General features: G+C 53.1%; 21 protein-coding genes. 6 read left to right on the top strand and 15 right to left on the bottom strand.

What is annotated here, in order from left to right; genetic code table 11:
- Positions 1-114 precede the first annotated feature (114 nt).
- From MKY82_RS00930 to MKY82_RS00915, 4 genes are all read left to right on the top strand, one after another.
- Positions 115-1071, top strand: a complete 957-nt coding sequence (locus MKY82_RS00930; RefSeq protein WP_339296624.1) for a tripartite tricarboxylate transporter substrate-binding protein — start codon at positions 115-117, stop codon at positions 1069-1071.
- A gap of 63 nt (positions 1072-1134) precedes the next feature.
- Positions 1135-1590: a tripartite tricarboxylate transporter TctB family protein gene (locus tag MKY82_RS00925; RefSeq protein WP_339295268.1), complete on the top strand. Its 456-nt coding sequence runs from the start codon at positions 1135-1137 to the stop codon at positions 1588-1590.
- 18 nt (positions 1591-1608) lie between these two features.
- Entirely contained in the window at positions 1609-3135 is a 1527-nt protein-coding gene (locus MKY82_RS00920) for a tripartite tricarboxylate transporter permease (protein WP_194540377.1), read from the top strand.
- 37 nt (positions 3136-3172) lie between these two features.
- Positions 3173-4594 (top strand): NAD-dependent malic enzyme, encoded by a 1422-nt coding sequence (locus MKY82_RS00915; protein WP_194540376.1) that lies wholly within the window; start codon positions 3173-3175, stop codon positions 4592-4594.
- Between the two features lie 243 nt (positions 4595-4837).
- Here the strand turns inward: MKY82_RS00915 and MKY82_RS00910 are convergent, their stop codons facing one another.
- The 5 genes from MKY82_RS00910 to MKY82_RS00890 all read right to left on the bottom strand — a co-directional run bounded on the left by MKY82_RS00910 (position 4838) and on the right by MKY82_RS00890 (position 8172).
- Positions 4838-5389 (bottom strand): GNAT family N-acetyltransferase, encoded by a 552-nt coding sequence (locus tag MKY82_RS00910; protein ID WP_339296623.1) that lies wholly within the window; start codon positions 5387-5389, stop codon positions 4838-4840.
- 45 nt (positions 5390-5434) lie between these two features.
- Positions 5435-5935: a GNAT family N-acetyltransferase gene (locus MKY82_RS00905; RefSeq protein WP_339295267.1), complete on the bottom strand. Its 501-nt coding sequence runs from the start codon at positions 5933-5935 to the stop codon at positions 5435-5437.
- 12 nt (positions 5936-5947) lie between these two features.
- Positions 5948-6724 (bottom strand): aminoglycoside 3'-phosphotransferase, encoded by a 777-nt coding sequence (locus MKY82_RS00900; RefSeq protein WP_339220895.1) that lies wholly within the window; start codon positions 6722-6724, stop codon positions 5948-5950.
- 164 nt (positions 6725-6888) lie between these two features.
- The gene (locus MKY82_RS00895) at positions 6889-7227 is read right to left on the bottom strand and encodes a DUF2642 domain-containing protein (RefSeq protein ID WP_220686987.1); all 339 of its coding nucleotides are present in this window, start codon (positions 7225-7227) and stop codon (positions 6889-6891) included.
- A gap of 126 nt (positions 7228-7353) precedes the next feature.
- Positions 7354-8172 (bottom strand): helix-turn-helix domain-containing protein, encoded by an 819-nt coding sequence (locus tag MKY82_RS00890; protein WP_339220893.1) that lies wholly within the window; start codon positions 8170-8172, stop codon positions 7354-7356.
- A 188-nt stretch (positions 8173-8360) separates the two neighbouring features.
- On the opposite strand from MKY82_RS00890, the gene MKY82_RS00885 reads away from it, so the two are divergent.
- Both MKY82_RS00885 and MKY82_RS00880 read left to right on the top strand, forming a co-directional pair.
- Entirely contained in the window at positions 8361-8813 is a 453-nt protein-coding gene (locus MKY82_RS00885) for a GNAT family N-acetyltransferase (protein WP_339295266.1), read from the top strand.
- A gap of 84 nt (positions 8814-8897) precedes the next feature.
- A complete protein-coding gene (locus MKY82_RS00880; protein WP_071219456.1) occupies positions 8898-9380 on the top strand; it encodes a spore coat protein in 483 nt (160 codons plus the stop codon).
- A 127-nt stretch (positions 9381-9507) separates the two neighbouring features.
- On the opposite strand, the gene trxB is transcribed toward MKY82_RS00880, so the two are convergent.
- The 10 genes from trxB to hisD form a co-directional block, all read right to left on the bottom strand.
- Complete coding sequence (gene trxB, locus MKY82_RS00875; RefSeq protein WP_220686990.1) at positions 9508-10461, bottom strand: thioredoxin-disulfide reductase; 954 nt, start codon at positions 10459-10461, stop codon at positions 9508-9510.
- Positions 10462-10572: 111 nt separating this feature from the next.
- A complete protein-coding gene (locus MKY82_RS00870; RefSeq protein WP_220687549.1) occupies positions 10573-12255 on the bottom strand; it encodes a tetratricopeptide repeat protein in 1683 nt (560 codons plus the stop codon).
- 143 nt (positions 12256-12398) lie between these two features.
- Positions 12399-13349 carry a ribose-phosphate pyrophosphokinase gene (locus tag MKY82_RS00865; RefSeq protein ID WP_194540370.1) on the bottom strand — a complete coding sequence of 317 codons (951 nt, stop codon included), beginning with the start codon at positions 13347-13349 and terminating at the stop codon, positions 12399-12401.
- 173 nt (positions 13350-13522) lie between these two features.
- Positions 13523-14362, bottom strand: coding sequence for a histidinol-phosphatase HisJ (gene hisJ / locus MKY82_RS00860; protein WP_339295265.1), 840 nt, complete (start codon positions 14360-14362; stop codon positions 13523-13525).
- 11 nt (positions 14363-14373) lie between these two features.
- The gene (gene hisIE / locus MKY82_RS00855) at positions 14374-15075 is read right to left on the bottom strand and encodes a bifunctional phosphoribosyl-AMP cyclohydrolase/phosphoribosyl-ATP diphosphatase HisIE (RefSeq protein WP_339295264.1); all 702 of its coding nucleotides are present in this window, start codon (positions 15073-15075) and stop codon (positions 14374-14376) included.
- Positions 15072-15830: an imidazole glycerol phosphate synthase subunit HisF gene (gene hisF / locus MKY82_RS00850; protein ID WP_339295263.1), complete on the bottom strand. Its 759-nt coding sequence runs from the start codon at positions 15828-15830 to the stop codon at positions 15072-15074. The genes hisIE and hisF overlap by 4 nt, the downstream gene beginning before the upstream one ends.
- Positions 15831-15898: 68 nt before the next feature.
- A complete protein-coding gene (hisA, locus tag MKY82_RS00845) occupies positions 15899-16630 on the bottom strand; it encodes a 1-(5-phosphoribosyl)-5-[(5-phosphoribosylamino)methylideneamino]imidazole-4-carboxamide isomerase (RefSeq protein ID WP_194540367.1) in 732 nt (243 codons plus the stop codon).
- Positions 16631-16672: 42 nt separating this feature from the next.
- Positions 16673-17281: an imidazole glycerol phosphate synthase subunit HisH gene (gene hisH / locus MKY82_RS00840; protein ID WP_194540366.1), complete on the bottom strand. Its 609-nt coding sequence runs from the start codon at positions 17279-17281 to the stop codon at positions 16673-16675.
- Between the two features lie 3 nt (positions 17282-17284).
- Positions 17285-17890: an imidazoleglycerol-phosphate dehydratase HisB gene (gene hisB, locus MKY82_RS00835; protein WP_339295262.1), complete on the bottom strand. Its 606-nt coding sequence runs from the start codon at positions 17888-17890 to the stop codon at positions 17285-17287.
- 60 nt (positions 17891-17950) lie between these two features.
- Positions 17951-19234, bottom strand: coding sequence for a histidinol dehydrogenase (gene hisD / locus MKY82_RS00830; protein ID WP_339295261.1), 1284 nt, complete (start codon positions 19232-19234; stop codon positions 17951-17953).
- Positions 19235-19337: the final 103 nt, after the last annotated feature.

Below are 19337 nucleotides of genomic sequence, written 5' to 3'. Positions count from 1 at the left end.
CCTATAAAGTAAGCGCTTACAGAAATTACGAGCAATGGTTATCCATTAAGGAGGAACTTATTCATGCTGAAACGAACCGGCTTCAAAATCATAGCTTCTGCACTTGTCCTGGCGATGAGCCTGACAGCCTGCAGTACTTCCGGAAGCAGCACCGGCGATTATCCGAAAAAACCATTTATCGTGACCGCGCCTTCAGGCGCCGGCGGTGGGTGGGACAAAACGGCCCGTTCCCTCACCAAAGTATTAACGGAGACGAAGCTCATCGAACAGACCATGACCGTTGAGAATAAACCCGGCGGCGGCGGGACCGTATTTCTCGCGGAATATGTAGCAAAAGACAACGAAGATCCCTACAAGCTATTCGTGAGTTCTCCGCCCATTCTCATTAACAATCTGAAAAAAGAAGGGAACAGTCCGTTCGGCTACAAAGACGTGACACCGCTCGCCCAAATGACCAAAGACTATGGAGCGATTGCCGTACCAGCAAACTCCAAATTCACCGACCTGCAATCGCTGATCGACGCGATCAAAGCCGATCCCACTTCAGTCACGCTAGCTGGCGGCTCCGCTCCTGGCTCGATGGACCACTTGATCAGCGTTCTGCCTGCATTCAAATCCGGCGTGGATCCGAGAACCGTGAAGTACTTATCCTATGATGGCGGCGGCGAAGCCATCGCGGCCCTCCTCGGCAACAATGCCGACGCGATCGGCACGGACATCTCTTCGCTCGGCAGTTACTTGAAAGCCGGCAAGATCAAAATTCTGGCCGTTACTTCAAGTGAACGCCAGGGCGGAGACTTCGCAGATGTACCGACCCTGAAGGAGCTCGGTCTGGATGCCGAATTTACGATCTGGCGCGGCGTATTCGGTCCGAAGGGACTGACGGAAGAACAGCTGGCCTTCTGGGATAAAACGCTGAAGGCCCTCTCCGAGAACGAAGCATGGCAGAAAGAGCTGGTTGCCAACGACTGGGCAAGCGAATACCGAAACGCTGCTGACTTCAAGGCATTCCTTGAAGAACAGGAGCGAGACGTGCAGGAGCTGCTCACAGCGCTGGGTATGCAGAAGTAAGCCTTGGAGTTGAGGGAGCGGTGCGCTCCCCTCTCCCGTTTCATCCTTGAGGAGGTGTCCACCTTGAACAGAACGTTTGACCGCTACGCCAGCATCGTATTTCTGCTCCTTGGCATCGGCTTTATGTGGCAGAGCGCCAAGATCAGCTCATCCGCGTACGGAAGCACCGTTGGCCCTAACATATTCCCGTTCGGCCTCGGGCTGGCGCTTGTGCTGCTGAGCATTCGTTTGTTTTATGAAGCCCTGAAAGCCAAGCCGACGGAGAATCGTACAGAGAAACTGGACTACAAACGGTTCTTCATGATTTTTGCGGCAGCCTTTCTCTATGCCTATTTCCTGGAATTCATCGGATATATCATCGGTACCTTCCTGTTCCTCCTGTTTGCGTTTCAGACGCTGGAACGAGGCGTGTGGCTGAAATCCATTCTAATCTCCGCGCTGTTCTCCGGCGGCGTGTACGTCATCTTTGTCGTCTTGCTGGAAGGCTCCATGCCGGGCTTCCCGTCTTGGCTATCATGAGCATGGGAGGAATCTACAATGAATGTTCTGGATTATCTGGCGGACGGCTTTATGACCGCCTTGCAGTGGCATAACCTGCTCTTCGCCTTTTTAGGCGTGCTGATCGGCACTTCGGTCGGGGTGCTTCCCGGCATCGGTCCGATGAGCGGCGTCGCGCTTCTGATCCCCGTCACTGCCTCGTTGACTAGCGGCTTGCCGGCGGAAGCGGCAGCAACCAGCTCAATCATTCTGCTGGCAGGCGTTTATTATGGAGCCATGTATGGCGGATCTACAACTTCGATTCTGCTGAACACGCCCGGAGAGTCCTCTTCCGTCGTTACGACGCTGGACGGCTACCAGATGGCGAAACAAGGCAGGGCAGGCCCCGCCTTGTCCATCGCTGCAATCGGCTCGTTCGCAGCCGGGCTCTTCGCGCTTGTGGCGTTGATCGCACTGGCGGAGCCTTTATCCAATGTAGCGATTAAATTCGGCCCGGCTGATTATTTCTCGCTCATGCTGCTGGGACTCTGTGCAGTAAGTGGGCTTGCAGGCAAATCGATCACCAAGGCACTCATTATGACCGTATTCGGTCTGCTGCTCGCTACCATCGGCATGGATACCGTATCCGGCGTCGCCCGATTCACCTTCGATATCCCCATCCTGTATTCCGGACTGGAATTTCTAACGATTGCCGTCGGTTTGTTTGCCCTTGGCGAAGTGTTTAAATCCATCCTGGAGAGGGACTACGCAGCGGGTCCAACTTCCAAGATCGGCCGCATCCTGCCGACACGCCAAGACTTGAAGGATAGCGCGGGACCGATTGCCCGCGGCTCGATCCTCGGCTTCTTTATCGGCATCCTGCCGGGTGCCGGCGCAACGCTTGCTTCCTTCTTCAGTTATATCGTCGAGAAAAAGGTTAGCAAGCATCCCGAATCCTTCGGCAAAGGCAACATCGCTGGCGTTGCTGCACCCGAGTCAGCCAACAATGCGGCATCCGGAGGTGCTATGATCCCTCTGCTGACACTGGGTATTCCGGGTTCCGGAACAACTGCCATCCTGATGGGGGCGCTCATCATGTACAACATCCAGCCAGGCCCGCTGCTGTTCGAGGAGCACCCTCAAGTTGCATGGGGACTGATCGCCAGCATGCTCATCGGTAACCTGCTTCTGCTTGTACTGAACATGCCGCTGGTTAAAGTATTTGCCAAGGTCATCCAGACCCCGGCCAAATATCTCATACCGATCATCATTGCCATCTCCATCTTTGGCGTTTACGCCGTTCAAGCACAGATCTTTGACCTGGTCCTACTGCTCATCTGCGGCATTGCCGGCTTCCTGCTGGCCCGCAATGACTTTCCGCTCGCGCCGCTGGTGCTCGGGCTCGTGCTGGGTCCCATGATCGAGAACAATATGCGCCGGGCGCTGACCACATCCAACGGCGACTTTATGATCTTCCTGCAGAAGCCGATGTCGCTGGCATTCCTCATCATCGCCTTGCTCTGGATTATCGTTCCGATTCTACTCAAGCGAAGAGGCAAGGAAGTTGTCGTGAACGAAGAAGGCTAACCCATCATACGTATATCGATAAGCCAAGGAGGCAGTCATGAATACCAGCAAACTAGGCGGCAAAAGTGTCATCGCAAGAATCGAAATGCATACGGAAGAAGCAAGCTTCGGCGAAGTAACGGCCGCCATCTTCGAGGCGGGAGGCGATATCGTGGCCATTGACGTTATTCAGACGAGCAAGCATACCACGATTCGCGACGTTACCATCACGGTGATCGACACTATCGACATCGACATTATTGCCGAGCGCATTCGCACCATGTCCGGCGTTCAGCTGCTGCATCTATCTGACCGCACCTTCCTGCTCCATCTTGGAGGAAAGATTGAAACCAAGCTGAAAGCTCCGATCCAGAACCGCGACGACCTCTCCCGCGTCTATACGCCGGATGTTGCTCGCGTATGCATGGCAATCCACGAAGAACCGCGTAAAGCCTTTACACTCACCGTCAAGCGTAACACCGTAGCTGTCATCTCCGACGGCAGCGCCGTCCTGGGACTTGGCAATATTGGCCCCTATGCGGCCATGCCGGTGATGGAGGGTAAGTCGATGCTCTTCAAGCAGCTAGCGGATGTGGACTCCTTCCCAATCTGTCTGGATACACAGGATACCGAAGGCATCATTACGGCGATCAAAGCGATCGCTCCCGCGTTTGGCGGTATCAATCTGGAGGATATCTCCTCGCCGCGATGCTTTGAGATTGAGCAGCGTCTGCGCGAGGAATTGGACATCCCGGTGTTCCATGACGACCAGCATGGAACCGCCGTCGTCCTGTATGCAGCCTTAATCAATGCGCTGAAGGTCGTCGGTAAATCCGTAGAGAATCTGAAGGTTGTCGTCTGCGGCATTGGCGCCGCCGGCGTTGCCTGCAGCAAAATACTTATGTCGGCGGGCGTGAAGAACATCATCGGCGTCGATCGCCTCGGCGCGCTGACCGCCGATCAGACGTATGACCATCCCATGTGGCAATGGTACGCCAGCAACACCAACCCCGAACGGCGTTCCGGTTCACTTCAAGACGTCATCCAGGGCGCCGACGTATTTATCGGCTTGTCTGCCGGCGGAATCCTGAAGAGAAAGGATGTTCAGACGATGGCAGAGCGCCCGATCGTCTTCGCAATGGCCAATCCGATCCCGGAGATTCTGCCGGAGGAGGCGGAGGATATCGCGGGTGTCATTGCAACAGGCCGCTCGGATTACCCGAACCAGATTAACAACGTGTTATGTTTTCCCGGTATTTTTCGCGGTGCCCTGGACTGCCGAGCCTCCGCCATCAACGAGGAGATGAAACTCGCCGCGGCCGAAGCGATCGCATCGGCGGTCACGGACAAGGAACGGAGCCGGCATTACATCATTCCGAGCGTATTCAACCAGCAAGTCGTCAGCGGCATCCGGGACCTTGTCATCCAGGCAGCCATCCGAACCGGGGTCGCGCGCCGTATTCCAAGGGAATACCGCTAACGGTTACGATTCATGAAACGGGAAGTATTCGCCAAGCACCAGTTGCAGCTGCAGCTCAAAGAGGATGGATCCCTAAGATCTATAGAGCGACCCATCTTAAACCATAGTGATATGAGTATTTAAAGAAAATGCAAAAGAGTACGGTTTCCTCTAGGACCGTACTCTTTTGCTTCCTAACTAAACTGAAAACTCAGCACGTGTAATCTTAGCCGCACCGGCCCATTCCTTTAATGCCCAATCTTTTTACTTTCGCTCTGCCCGATACTCCATAATCCAGCAGTCCCGCAGTTCACCTTCATGCTGTTCATGCTTCTCCAGCAGTCGGACCTTCCGGAAGCCGCACTTCTCGTAACAAGCAATCGCCCGTTCATTCCATGTCTGCGGGTCCATTACGATCCGATCAGCCTGCCTCTGAAACACGAGATACTCCACCATGGAAGTCATGAGCTTCGTACCGATGCCTCGATTCCAATAATCCGGCTCCCCGATGAATTGATCCGTGGCGAAGGTTCTGCAGTCTGCATCACTCTCGTTATATCCATACTCGCCTAACGTCTCTTCATCCAGAAGATAAAACTGAATATATCCGATCGGTTTCCCCTCATGCTCAATGATGCAGCGAGTCTCATCATCATCCACGTAAAAATGCTCCCGCACCCGCTCCACGTCGTGAGGATTGTCCCGTCCCTCATAATACTGCAGCACATCCGGATTGGACAGCCATGAAGCCAAGGATATTTCATCCTGCTCCTCCAGCTCGCGAACCGTAATCGGTCCAGCCTCGTACACCAGCATCGCGATCCCCCCATCTTCCCTTATTAGATCCCCAATTCTCATTCTTCAGATTACATCCGCAAGCATCGTGATAGAGGTTCCGCTCATGCCCACCTCCTGGAATCCGAACCGCTCATATAATTTCATAGCGGCCATATTCTCCGGAGCGACGCTTAACGATACCTTTTGAATTCCCTGCTCCTTCATTCCTCTGAACAATTCCTTCATCAGGGCCGTTCCGAGCCCTTGCCCGCGGGATTCCGGCAGCAGCGCCATGCCCAGTTCCGGAATGTCGTCACTCACGTAACCGAACCCTTTGTTCCCTTCATCAAAATAACGGATCGTAATCGAGCCAGCCGGCTTCCCTGCGGCATTCACGGCAATATAGCCTAAATCGCCCTCTCGCCCCCAGTCCTCCACATATTTTTTCATAAACGGTTCCTCGAGGATATCCCTGCTAAAAGGCTCCTCCCCCTCGGGCACATACAGGGACTGATACAGCATTTCACGTAGAAAGGATTCATCCTCCCGGCCAGCGACTCGAATATGATATGAACTCATGTACATCTCCCTTTCCTCCTAGATACGATCCGTCAGTACAGTCCATAACGCCAATCTCTCCGGATCGTAATCGTTCCGGCCGTAATGGCCGAGAAAAATATCCTTGTAGTCATCGTTCCCCAGGTTATATCGCAGCGTCCATATCCCCCAATAGAGGTCGTAGTGAAGGTCCCCGATCCCGCCATAACCCAGATCGATAAAACCTTCAAGCTGGAAATCCCTCATTATCAGATTCGGCAGACAATAATCGCCGTGGAGCAGCACATCATGATCTGCCGTTCCTTGCAGCTTCTCAAGGCTTAATAGAGCCTGTTCTCTTCCACCCGGAAACCCTTCGATATCTTCCGTTTTGTTCATGAAACTTTCCTGATATTCCTGGAGAAGTTCAGCCGTTCGATTCGGAAATGGACAATCGGCAGCAGATACAGAATGGAGATAACGCAAACTCTCCCCAAACACGGCAGCCAGCCTCTTCGGATCATCAAGGTGTCCCCCGGACACCCCATCTTCACCCTGCAGAGCGACGGTCAGCAGGTAATCGTTCTCGCCATGCTGCTCATAAGCCAGCACCTTGGGAGCCAGGCCTTTTCCGTGCAGATAATCCGACATCATCCCTTCTCTCTTAAGTTCACCGCGTTTCGTTATCTTCAAAAACATCGGTTGGTTCGCTCCCTCGATGTACAGGGTTTTGGCCTGTTCCGATGAGCTGCTGTCATAGACGGCAGCGGTCTGGATATATGGCTGCAAGCTGGCAGGCAGCGCCTTGATGTCGAATGGAATCCGTACTTTTTTCATCGTTCCTCCACACCGACCCCAATCGATCGGCCTCAGTTCAATAGAATAAAGACGTCCCCATCGGAACGCCCTCGGATCTGTACTGTATGAATTGGCGCTTTGCCGGCCTAATCCTTCCCTACCAGCCGGTAATTTTTCGTTTAAACTATTTTTGATCCCTGTTATCAGAATGGAACTCCCTCGAAGTACACCACCTCGGCCAGACGAATGTGCAGCGCTTTATGATCCCCGACCGTCAATTGAAGATGATCCAGCGCAACGCCGGATAAGATCCCATCGACTTTCCCCGCGGTGGTCATGATGACTACCTTGGCTCCTTTATGCCGAAGCAGATGTTCAATAAATACCGGTTCAACCAGCGCTGCGTAGTGGGCTGGCTGCGGAATTGCCGGGGTACGCGGCGCGTAATTCGGCGGTATAGGTTGGGGCGGGGGATAGGCATAGTAACCCGGTGCATAACCCGCAGGCGGGGCTGGATAACCAAAATGGTTATGGTTGTTCATGAAAGACCTCCCATGCCAATATTTATTATTCCTACACCCTTATGTATGTCCCGGGAGGGGCCGCTATGTTAACAATCCTCATATTTATATTCGTAAAAGCAAGAAAACCGCCCAACCTCCCTTCCATTACGCCTTCTGCGCAATCAACTTACTCATCGCATGCCGGTGCGGAATACCCGATGAGTTACAATCAAAAATCACCTCCGGGCAGCTGTGAATCAACCAATCGTGATAATGCATCATAAGCTCCCCGGATTTCCAGTCGTAAGCGTACGGCTCATCCTCGGGAGGAGGCGCAATGAACGGCTTTTGTACGAACACATTAAGGCAATGAAGCCCCTCGGCCGACGTGAATTTTTTATAATTAGCAAAGATCTCTTCACGGTACTCGGGTCTGATATAATGCAGAACGCCGCTGGAATACAGCACGTCAAACTCCGAATCCAAACGGTAATCCGAAATATCCGCCTTAAATACGTTCACATGAACCCCAATATGATCGGCCAAACGCTTCGTTTTCTCAATCCCCGCATCCGAAATGTCGAATGCTGTGACATCATAGCCGTTACGCGCAAAAAACACGGCATCCTTCCCTTCCCCGCAACCGATATCCAGCAGCTTCACCCTTCTTGTGGGAGGGATCATTTCTAGCACCTGATAACAGGCTGCATTCGGCTCCGTGCCCCAATAGTACTCCGGTGTTTTGTACTCCTCTTCATATATGCTGATTGGCTTGCCCGTCACAGAATAACCAAACAACTTATCGATGCTGACATCAAGCAGCTGTGACAGCTCCGGAAGCAGCGCCATATCGGGCATGGTCTGTCCCGTTTCCCACTTGGACACCGCCTGGAACGTCACGCCCAGCTTGTGGGCCAACCCCTCCTGGGTGAGCCCCCGTTCTTTGCGGTATCGATGAATATTTTTGGCTAACATGTCTCTCATATGAATCACGCTCCTATATAACCACATTGTAGGGGCGCTGCGTAAGGCATACAATAACCTGATTATTGAATACCGGAAGAATTCAACCGTCAGTTGAGAAATCATCCAAATCCAGGAATTTGATGGCCCGGCATGTTACAATAAACCTGTTTTTATAATTACTATAGATGATAATGAGGGAAAAACTCGTGAACATTAGTAAACTGAATACTCATGAAAAACCCCCAATGGACCTGCTGCTGCTTGCAGATCCATCGGTAAGGCTCGTGGAGGACTATGTAAAGCGCGGTCATTGTTATGTCGCTGAAGAGAACACGCATCCCATTGGGGTCTACGTCCTGCTGCCTACAAGGCCTGATACGATCGAGCTCGTTAACGTTGCCGTAAGCGAGAATCTGCACGGCCAGGGATATGGCAAACAGCTTGTGAATCATGCCATCGGGCAGGCCCGAGAGCTCGGATATGCAACCATTGAAGTCGGAACAGGGAGTACGGGCGTCGCGCAGCTGGCGCTGTATCAGAAATGCGGATTTCGGATGACAGGCATCGACCGGGACTTTTTTGTCCGTCATTATGATGAAGAAATCTACGAGAATGGCATGCGGCTGCGCGATATGGTGCGGTTGTCGCTAGATTTGTAAGGTTTAGGTCTGGGCAGATGCACCATTTCTCCATCCGATGAATAGGCTATCGCATATTGATTATGGAGGAGAATCTACTTGAGCATGAGTCAAAATCCGAGGCATCTCGCTTGGCATGAAACGTTGGAGATTCATGAATTAACCGCCTTTCAGGCAAATAACCTGATGGGGTTCAAGATGTCATTGCATGATATCAAGGACCCGGAGCTCCATGGGCTGTATACTGAAGCGATAAATGGAGTAGAACAGAACCTGAGGGAGCTCCTGCCTTATTTTTCACAAGCGCCCACAGGAACCCGCAGTCTTTCCGGTGCCGATTTGACGGCGTATTACGCAGGCCATCTGCTGGGCTTCGCCAAAACCTCTGTCCGCAGCTACGCCATTGCGATTACCGAAGCCGCAACACCAAGCGTAAGAGAAACCCTGCAGAAGCAATTGAACAAAGCCATTGAACTGCACGGCAAGGTCTTCTATTTCATGTATGCTCGCGGTCTGTATCCTTCCTACAATTTGAAGCAGCTGCTGGAGAATGACGTGAAGAATGCCAACAAGGCATTAAGCCTGTAACCTCAGCAAAAAAAGCCCCGGGCTACACAAGACAGGTTAGGTACGAGATGTTAGTCTCGCCAAAACCGTCAGCTGTATAGCTCAGAGGCTTTTTCTATTTCACATATCATCCCCTAAAAGTCAGGGATTATTTATTCAGCGTTTCGCTCCAGTCATGCACCATATGGCCTTCGAGATATTTCTCGCAGTCCATAGCGGCCATACAGCCTGTGCCTGCGGCCGTAATCGCTTGGCGGTAACGTGTGTCCTGGACATCGCCGCAAGCGAACACGCCCGGGATGTTCGTCTCTGTCGTTCCCGGTTTAACCAGGATATAGCCTGTCGGATCGGTTGTAATCTGATTGCCAAGGAAGCTCGTATTCGGCGTATGGCCGATCGCCACGAATACGCCTTCCGCTTCAATCAGTTCTTCTTCTCCCGTTTCATTGTTGCGGACCTTCAATCCTTTTACACCAGTTTCGCTGGTAACCACCTCAACCGGCGTACGGTCCAGAGCCCACTGGATCTTCTCGTTCTCGCGCGCGCGATCCTGCATGATCTTGGATGCACGCAGCTCGGTGCGGCGATTCACTACCGTAACGCTGGAAGCAAAACGCGTCAGGAAGCTGGCTTCCTCCATCGCGGAATCGCCGCCGCCGATGACAATGATTTTTTTCCCGCGGAAGAAGAACCCGTCGCAAGTGGCGCATGTGCTTACGCCGCGACCAACGTTCTCCTGCTCTCCCGGAATTCCGAGATACTTCGCGGAAGCTCCCGTCGAGATAATCACGGACTCAGCCAGAAGCTCGCCCATGCCCTCAACATTCACCTTGAACGGACGCTCGGAGAAATCAACGGACTCGACCCAGGCGCTCTTGAACTCCGCACCGAAGCGCTCCGCTTGTTGACGCATATTATCCATCAGCTCGGGGCCCATGATTCCTTGCGGAAATCCGGGGAAGTTCTCAACCTCGGTCGTTGTCGTAAGCTGACCGCCCGGCTGCATTCCTTCGATAACGAGCGGCTTCAAGTTCGCGCGTGCCAAGTAGATGGCTGCCGTCAATCCGGCAGGTCCTGTTCCGATTACGATTGATTTGTACATAGATACGGCCTCCTTTAAGGTGTCGATTTCTGTTACGTGCTACATCCTATTCAGGACTTATGGAATCTTCATGTACCAAGGTCTCCTAAGTATCCGAATATGGGTTCTTACTTAAATGTTTTCCGTAAATGGCCGGAAATTATCATCCGGCTGTGCTTTCGTTTCACATACGCTATCCATTTGACGTGCGTAACGGCTCACCGTTGATGGCGAAATGCCGTAACGGACAGCTACCTGTTCATAGGTCAGAGTTCTTCCACGCTTCTTGGCCGTCAAATATTCCAATGCCGCTGCCCAGCCCTCCACATTCCGAATGTTCGGAATATCAGGGTACAGCCGGCTCAGGAACTCGGACCAGAGATTCTCCATCTCTTTTTTCCAAAAAGCATCTACCCGCATGTCCATAGTCTGCTCTGCCCTCTCCAACACCGCCTTCCAGGAAGGCAGCCAATCCGGCAGCACCTCGCGGGTCTTGCTGCTGGATATATCGCGATCGTCGCGGCGTTCCTTCAGCCGATTGCTTGCGGCCTCCATCTGCTGAAGCACCAGGCGGGCAGCATCCTTCAGCTCCGCATCCTCTCCCGGTTCCTGCAGGAACGATTGCAGCGCGTGCTGCACCTCTTCATCGGCAATCAATTCCAGCGTCCGGATCACCTGCAGCTTGGTATGGGGATCGCCATGTCGGAGCGCCCAGAAGAACGAAGAACGAATCAGCGGATTCTGCTTCGCTTCCTCCGTCAATTTGTCGCCGTCATGCTCCCAGCGTTTGAACTGCTCTTCGAACGGAAGATGATAGTGATAACTCACCTTCATCTGTTCCGTACCGGTCTCTTTACGCTTTTGCAGCTGTGCCAGATAGAAATTCGGAATCACCGAATCCCCATCCAGCTTCAATGCTTGCCGCCAATATTTCTCGGCCCTGTCATAATAACCGCTATTGCATGCCGCAACGGCCGTGTAATGATACAGGCTAGGATCTCCGCTAAACTCCTCATCCTTCAACAACCGGCGAAAATGACCGTAGGCAATTTCGTGCTGCCCCAGTATTCCCATCGTTGTCGCCAGCTTAAACACATGCTCCTGATGGAAAGGAACCGTCACCGTTAGCATGTCCATCAATCGGTCACGCTGCTCCTGATTTCCTTCATGCTGAAAGAAGATAGCCAGATTGCATAGACCGTGCAGATTGCCCGGCTCCTGATCCAACACCTCGCCAATGGTGCGCTTCGCGGTATCAAAGCGTCCCATATAATAATAGGCTAGAGACAGATTGTTGCGCGCAGCCAGAAAATCCGGATTATCCTTGACGATTTCCTCCAACAGCTTGACCGCTTGTGCGAATTTCCCTTCCTCAAGCAGTGCCCGCGCATGCTCATGCTCGACCACGCCTTCACGACTCTTGATCCGGTTTAGCTTGGCTGGACGATTCAGCTCGTAATGAAGCAGCTCCATCATCTCCTCAGCCTCATCCAAAAACTGACCGCTCGGGTCTTCCTCCAGATAGGTAACAAGCGCTTCTTCCGCTTTCTCGAATTGCTCCATATTGGCGTAATTGTTCGCCATATAGAAGTAGCACTCCGTCATCAACGGGTCAACCTGCTCCAGAATGTGAGCCAGCACATCGTTGGAAGCTTTATAATCTCCCGTCTCTGATAATATACCCGCCATATTGCAATGATTCACCGGATTATCCGGTTCATATTCAACAGCTTTGCGAAAATATTTCAGAGCCTTGTCATATTGGAAACGATCAAGCGAACGAACCGCGCGATCGAAGAAGAAATTGGCATTCATCTCGATAGATATAACATTGTGGGGGTCACTGGACCCATATGGATGACCATTCACGAAAAGCAAGGCACCTCCTTTAACTTGCTCCTCTATCCACAACAGTATAACACAAGTTTCAACGTCATTTGCAGAAAAAAGACACCAGTTTACACACCGGCGTCTTTGAACAAAGTGGCGATCGATCCGCCCTCGATAATAATATGGGTTGCCTGGGCCAACATGGGCGCTACGGACAGCACCTTAAGCCGCATTTTGCAGTGATGGTCCGGGAGCACAATGGAGTCTGTGACCACGATTTCCTCGATATGTGCATGGTCGAGACGGTCAAGTGCTTCACCGGAGAAAAGGCCATGGGTCGCGCACACAATGGCATCATTGGCTCCCCGATCCTTTAAGCTTTCCACCACTTGCACGATGGTGGTTCCCGTATCGATCAAGTCTTCGATAATAATCGGCGTGCGACCCGCCACGTCCCCTATAACATGGGTAATAACCGCTTCGTTATGGGCAGGACGCTGCTTGACCATCATGGCAAACGGCGACCCCAGGCGGCTCGAAAGCTTCTCGGCCGTCTTCGCCCGACCGGCATCGGGAGAAACGATAACCGGATTCTCGATGTTCTTGGACTTCAGATACTCCGTAATCAAATCCAGCGCAGTCAGATGATCCACCGGTATATTGAAGAAGCCCTGAATGGCTGGCGCATGCAGATCGATGGTTATCACGCGGTTGGCACCGGCTGTGGTCAGCACGTCGGCTACCATTTTGGCCGATATCGGTTCACGCGGCGCTGACTTTCGTTCCTGTCTGGCATAACCGTAATAAGGCACAATGATATTGATCGTTCTGGCGGAAGCGCGCTTCGCGGCATCAATCATCACCAATAGCTCCACGAACATTTCATTGATAGGGTGAGAAAAGGACTGCAGCAGGAAAACATCGCAATTGCGGATGCTCTCTTCAAAGTGCACATAAACTTCGCCACTCTGAAAGCGGGAAATCTTGATCTTTCCCGGTTCAACTCCCAACTGCTGACTGATATTTGCGGCAAGCGTCGGATTTGAAGTGCCGGCGAACAATCGTAATGAACGATTCATGAGGACCTCCTGACGAGAGTGGTTGATAATGTCGGCTGATGCAGCGATCTCGTTGAAAGCGCTATCGTCAAATCAGGCCGTTCCCGCCTCCGTCAACCTCTTCGAAGAAGGGTCTCTAGGAGTAGAAAACAGCCGTCTGCAATAAACCTGTTTGCAATTAGTGCTTTTCTTTATTATACATGGTTTCCCTCAACATTCAAAAGCACCATCTCCCGCTTCCGTTTACGGAAGGTCGCAACCTCCCGAACGCCAAGCTCCGATAGCAGTGCCCGGGCCTGATCCAGATGCTCGCCCAGCTTCATCGGCTGGTGGGCATCCGACCCTAAAGTCAACGGAATGCCAAGCTTCATCGCTTCTTCCAGCATGCGGCGGCTTGGAAACATTTCCTCACAGGCCTTCGATAAGCCGGAGGCGTTCAGCTCCATGGCTTTTCCGCTTTGGGCCACGGCCGCAAGCGCTCCTTGCTCCAAAGCGATCACTTCCGGCTTCTGCTCGGGGCCCGGCCCATAACCGAAACGCTTGATCACGTCCAGATGACCCATGATATCATAGAAGCCGGTCGCGGCGGCTTTCTGCACCGCATCATAATATCGTCTATAAACCTCAAGCGGATCCTTGCCCTCCCAGCCTTGGGTCTGACGGTAATCCGTAATATCCCATTCACCAAGAAAATGAACGGAGCCAATGACATAATCCCATGGATAATCATTCACAATCCGCTCAATCTGTTCTTCATAACCCTCGATATAATCGCCTTCGAGTCCGATCCGAATGTCAATCTGCCCTTGGTAGCGTTCCTTCAGCAGCAGGCACTCTTCCACATAACGCGGCAGCTCGTCCATCGGCATGGCCATCTCCGGATAGTACGCCTCCGGATCCACGTGTATCAAGGGCATATGATCCGACAAGCCCAATTGATCCATCCCGAGTTCAATGGCGCGCCGTACATACTCCTCCAGTTGCCCCTCGGCATGTCCGCACCGGGCATGGTGGGTATGGTAATCAATATGCATCGGTAAGCCTCCTAATCGCGGCGCGGCCGTTCATGGCGGCGGCTTAGCTCATCCATGATCTCATCCAGCGGGAGCTTCCGCTCCTGGAGAAGTACCAGCAGGTGGTAGATCAGATCGCTGATTTCTAGCTTAAGCTCGGCGTTGTCTTTATTTTTGGCGGCGATGATTGTTTCCGAAGCTTCTTCGCCCACCTTCTTAAGGATTTTGTCTACCCCTTTATCAAAAAGGTAAGTCGTATAGGCTCCTTCAGGCCGCTCCACTTCACGCTGGGCAATGACCTCTTCCAGCTCGGCAAGCACCGCAAACCGCCCGCTCTCTGCAGCTGCATGGTTGTTCACAGGCTCGCTCTTCTGCCCCTGAACCGTAATCTCATTGAAGAAGCAGGTCGTTTGTCCGGTATGACAAGCCGGTCCCTTCGGATTCACCTGCAGCAAGAGGGTGTCTCCATCACAGTCGTACGTCATGGAAACCACGGTTTGAACGTTCCCGGAAGTTGCCCCCTTATGCCACAGTTCCTCGCGCGAACGGCTCCAGAACCAAGTTTCCCCGCTTTCCAGCGTCAAGCGGAGAGACTCCCGATTCATATAAGCCATCATCAGCACCTGCTTGCTCTGTGCATCCTGTACAATCGCCGGCACCAAGCCCAAGGCATCCCAACGGATATGCTCGCTGACCTGCTCCAGGGATAAATCCTTCAACATATCTTCGCTCACCGTATATCCACTCCTTTTTGACTAAGCTGCAACTTCAGATGAGGAATCGAAATCTCTTTATAATGAAAAATCGTTGCGGCAAGACCCGCATCCGCCTTGCCTTTGGTAAACACGTCATAGAAGTGATCCTCTTTGCCGGCGCCGCCGGATGCGATGACCGGGATCTGCACCGTCGAAGATACGGCAGAGGTTAGCGACAGATCGAACCCATCCTTCGTTCCGTCCGCATCCATGCTGGTCAACAAAATCTCGCCCGCACCCAGGCTTTCCGCCTGCTTTACCCAATCCAGCGCTTTGATGCCGGAAGGCGTACGTCCGCCGTGCGTGTACACTTCCCATTCTCCCCACGCTTCTTTGTACTTGGCATCGATGGCCACAACGATGCATTGGGAGCCGAATTTTCGTGCTCCGGCCGAGATGAGCTCCGGCTGCTTGACCGCTGCCGTATTGATCCCGATCTTATCCGCTCCCGCCCGCAGAATCCGCTTCATGTCCTCGACGGACGAGATGCCTCCACCCACGGTAAAAGGGATGGCAATTTCTCCTGCCGTTCTCCGCACGACTTCCTCCATCGTCGCCCGGCCTTCGACCGATGCCGAAATATCCAGAAAGACTAGCTCGTCTGCGCCTTCCCGGTCATAGAGTGCCGCCAGTTCCACGGGATCGCCCGCATCGCGGAGATTCACAAAATTTACGCCCTTCACCACCCGGCCGTCCTTCACGTCCAGGCAAGGTATGATCCGTTTTGCCAGCATGCCTTTCCCCTCTTCCCCTATGAACTCTGTCGATCAATCGCTTATTTGAACGGAACCTTGGTCCGGCATCACTTGATTCGAGTAATGGCCTCGTTCAGATCAATATTGCCTGTATACAGTGCCTTGCCTACGATTGCTCCGCCTACACCGTCACCGCTGTGCGCGCTGAGCGCCAGCAAATCGTCCAGCTTCGTCACGCCGCCCGAAGCGATGACCGAGCGGCCGCTGGCTTTGGCAAGCGAGACAATCCCCTCCACGTTAGGCCCCTGCATCATCCCGTCACGGGAAATATCGGTAAAGATGAAGGTTTCCGCTCCTTTGGCTGCCAGCTCCTTAGCCAACACCTCGGCTTGAACCTCGGACGTCTCCAGCCAGCCTCTGGTTGCCACGTATCCATTGCGCGCATCGATCCCGATGGCCACCTTATCCCCGTACTTGCCCAGCACCTCTTCCGTGAAGACACGGTCTTCAATCGCCGCCGTACCGATGATCACCCGGCTGACGCCAAGCGACAGCAGCCGCTCCACATCCGCCAGCGTGCGCAGCCCTCCGCCTACCTGAACCGGAACCTGGACACTGGCTGCAATCTTCCCGATGATATCGTCATTTACCGGATGGCCTGCCTTGGCTCCGTCCAAATCCACGAGATGAATAAAGGTGCCGCCCTGCTCTTCCCATGATTTGGCTACCTCCAGCGGATTATCATTGTATACCGTTTCTTGATTATAATCGCCTTGCACGAGTCTGACGCATTTGCCGCCACGAATATCGATTGCCGGATATATGATAAAAGAGGACATCCCCATTCCCACTTTCCTTCTGGTCTATTTGATCGCCTTACATTACGTTAAAGCCAAGAAATTACGAAGCAGGCTCATCCCAAGCTCCCCGCTCTTCTCGGGATGGAACTGCATGCCGTACACCGAACCGCGGCCCACGATGGCCGTCACTGGCTGACCGTAATCAGTAACCGCCAGCAAATCAGCCTGAACCTCAGGAAGAACATGATACGAATGGACAAAATACACATGACCTTCCTCAAGTCCCGCAAACAGCGGATGCTCCCGCTTCCCGAACTGCAATGAATTCCAGCCCATATGCGGCACCTTGTAGTCACCACCCGTAAACCGAACAACCGATCCGGGCAAAATATCCAGCCCTTCAAACTGGCCATGCTCCTCGCTCCGGCTGAACAGGAGCTGCATGCCGAGGCAAATTCCCAGCAGCGGCTTCCCTGATTCCGCAGCATCCTTCATGACCGAGTCCAGCGAGGTTTCACGCAGCTGCTCCATGGCATCGCCGAACGCGCCGACGCCCGGCAGAATGATGCCATCCGCCGCCAGAATCTCCTCCCGCTTCCCCGTGACGAGCGGCTCATACCCAAGCCGCTCCACTGCTTTGCTCACGCTGTGCAGATTGCCCATGCCATAATCCACGATTGCAATCGCCATCGATTAGAGCACTCCCTTCGTGGAGGGCACGCCGGTCACCCGCGGATCCACGGTAGTCGCCTCATCCAATGCACGGCCGAGCGCCTTAAATACCGCTTCAATCATATGGTGGGTATTGTGTCCGTAATGAACGATGACATGCAGCGTAATACGGGCTTCCAGCGCCAACTTCCACAGAAATTCATGAACAAGCTCGGTATCAAAAGAGCCTACTTGCTGCGAAGGATATTCCGCTCGGTACTCAAAATGCGGGCGATTGCTGATATCTACAATGACTTGAGCAAGCGCTTCATCCATCGGTACATATACGCTGGCATATCGCTTAATACCCTTTTTATCGCCCAGCGCCTCGCGGAACGTCTGCCCCAGGCAAATCCCGATATCTTCCACCGTGTGATGGTCATCGATCTCAATATCTCCCTTCGCTTTCACGCGAAGATCAAATTGGCCATGCTTCGTAAACAAATCAAGCATATGATTCAGAAACGGCACATCGGTCTCCAGTTCCGAAATACCGGTTCCATCGACATTGAAATCCAAGGCAATATCGGTTTCATTGGTTTTGCGGCTCACGCCGGCTGATCTTGCTGCTGCATCCAAACTGCTCACGTTGACTGCCTCCTCTATACGTATCTAATATAACGAATCATTGATGCTCCTCTTTATTGATTAACGCTCCTGCTCCAGTCGAATCTCGATCGCCCGGGCATGGCCTTCAAGCCCTTCTCGCCGGGCCAGCTCCATAATCTGCTCGCCGTCGCGCAGCAGCGCTTCTTTGCTATAGTAGATCAAGCTCGATTTTTTAATGAAATCGTCCAGATCCACCGGCGACGCAAATCGTGCCGTCCCATTCGTCGGGATGATATGATTCGGCCCTGCAAAATAATCACCTACCGGCTCCGAGCTATATGGCCCGAGGAAGATTGCGCCTGCGTTCTCGATCTGGCCCACGATGGCCATCGACTCCGCCGTCACGATCTCCAGGTGCTCCGGCGCCAAACGGTTAATAACTTCTATCCCTTCGTTAAGGGATTCCGTGATGATCACCGCGCCATAAGTGTCCACGGAGGCCCGGGCGATGTCGCGCCGCGGCAGCAGCTCAAGCTGCCGCTCTACTTCGGCGGCAACGGCCTCACCCAGCTTGCGTGAAGGTGTTACGAGAATGGCCGAAGCCATCTCGTCATGCTCTGCTTGGGAGAGTAAATCCGCCGCAATATACGAAGCATCCGCGCTGTCGTCGGCTAATACCGCAATCTCGCTCGGACCGGCCAGGCTGTCAATATTGACCGCACCATATACTTCTCGCTTAGCCAGCGCAACGTAAATATTGCCGGGACCGCAAATTTTATCAACAGGGGAAATGGTCTCCGTACCGTAGGCCAACGCTGCAATCGCCTGAGCTCCTCCAACGCGGTAGATCTCCGTAACGCCGGCCTCGGCCGCGGCTACCAGGATATAGGGATTAATCCCATCCTTCCCGCCGGTTGCCGGGGGAGTGACCATGACAATCTCAGGCACGCCTGCCACTTGTGCCGGGATCACGTTCATCAGCACGGACGAAGGGTAGGCTGCCTTTCCTCCGGGCACATATACACCCACGCGTTTCAACGGACGAATGATCTGCCCCAAGATGCTGCCGTCGGCTTGAAGATCCATCCAGGAATTCCGCTTCTGCTTCACATGAAAAGCACGTATGTTATCCGCGGCAGCCTGAATCGCCTTTACAAACGAAGGCTCCACATGATCATAAGCTGCTTTGAGTTCTTCATCCGTTACGCGAAGCTGACCTGCGGTCAGACGGACACGATCCAATTGCTCGGTATGCCGCAGCAAAGCAGCATCTCCTTCGGATCGAACATCCCGCACAATCGCTTTCACAACTTCATTCTGCTCTGGTGTGCCGTAATCATTTTCCCGTTTCAGCTGAAAGTCCCGTGCTGATACAACCTTCACCTTAATCTCCCCCAATCCCGCTGCTTGCATCACATTCTGTTTTCGATATACGCATATCGTTCCTAACTCAATCGATTATCAATCTGTCCGATCACCATGCTCA

The sequence above is a fragment of the Paenibacillus sp. FSL W7-1279 genome (assembly GCF_037969845.1).
Classification (GTDB): domain Bacteria; phylum Bacillota; class Bacilli; order Paenibacillales; family Paenibacillaceae; genus Paenibacillus_AQ.
The sequence above is the reverse complement of the archived record's forward strand: the minus strand, read 5'-3'. Positions and strand labels throughout refer to the sequence as shown.

What these genes read in the sequence shown, in the direction of transcription:
- MKY82_RS00930 (WP_339296624.1), top strand. Translation starts at nt 115, where the DNA reads ATGAGCCTGACAGCCTGCAGTACTTCCGGAAGCAGCACCGGCGATTAT.
- MKY82_RS00920 (WP_194540377.1), top strand. Translation starts at nt 1,609, where the DNA reads ATGAATGTTCTGGATTATCTGGCGGACGGCTTTATGACCGCCTTGCAG.
- MKY82_RS00915 (WP_194540376.1), top strand. Translation starts at nt 3,173, where the DNA reads ATGAATACCAGCAAACTAGGCGGCAAAAGTGTCATCGCAAGAATCGAA.
- MKY82_RS00910 (WP_339296623.1), bottom strand. Translation starts at nt 5,389, where the DNA reads ATGCTGGTGTACGAGGCTGGACCGATTACGGTTCGCGAGCTGGAGGAG.
- MKY82_RS00905 (WP_339295267.1), bottom strand. Translation starts at nt 5,935, where the DNA reads ATGTACATGAGTTCATATCATATTCGAGTCGCTGGCCGGGAGGATGAA.
- MKY82_RS00900 (WP_339220895.1), bottom strand. Translation starts at nt 6,724, where the DNA reads ATGAAAAAAGTACGGATTCCATTCGACATCAAGGCGCTGCCTGCCAGC.
- MKY82_RS00895 (WP_220686987.1), bottom strand. Translation starts at nt 7,227, where the DNA reads ATGAACAACCATAACCATTTTGGTTATCCAGCCCCGCCTGCGGGTTAT.
- MKY82_RS00890 (WP_339220893.1), bottom strand. Translation starts at nt 8,172, where the DNA reads ATGAGAGACATGTTAGCCAAAAATATTCATCGATACCGCAAAGAACGG.
- MKY82_RS00880 (WP_071219456.1), top strand. Translation starts at nt 8,898, where the DNA reads ATGAGTCAAAATCCGAGGCATCTCGCTTGGCATGAAACGTTGGAGATT.
- trxB (WP_220686990.1), bottom strand. Translation starts at nt 10,461, where the DNA reads ATGTACAAATCAATCGTAATCGGAACAGGACCTGCCGGATTGACGGCA.
- MKY82_RS00870 (WP_220687549.1), bottom strand. Translation starts at nt 12,255, where the DNA reads ATGAATGCCAATTTCTTCTTCGATCGCGCGGTTCGTTCGCTTGATCGT.
- MKY82_RS00865 (WP_194540370.1), bottom strand. Translation starts at nt 13,349, where the DNA reads ATGAATCGTTCATTACGATTGTTCGCCGGCACTTCAAATCCGACGCTT.
- hisJ (WP_339295265.1), bottom strand. Translation starts at nt 14,362, where the DNA reads ATGCATATTGATTACCATACCCACCATGCCCGGTGCGGACATGCCGAG.
- hisF (WP_339295263.1), bottom strand. Translation starts at nt 15,830, where the DNA reads ATGCTGGCAAAACGGATCATACCTTGCCTGGACGTGAAGGACGGCCGG.
- hisA (WP_194540367.1), bottom strand. Translation starts at nt 16,630, where the DNA reads ATGTCCTCTTTTATCATATATCCGGCAATCGATATTCGTGGCGGCAAA.
- hisH (WP_194540366.1), bottom strand. Translation starts at nt 17,281, where the DNA reads ATGGCGATTGCAATCGTGGATTATGGCATGGGCAATCTGCACAGCGTG.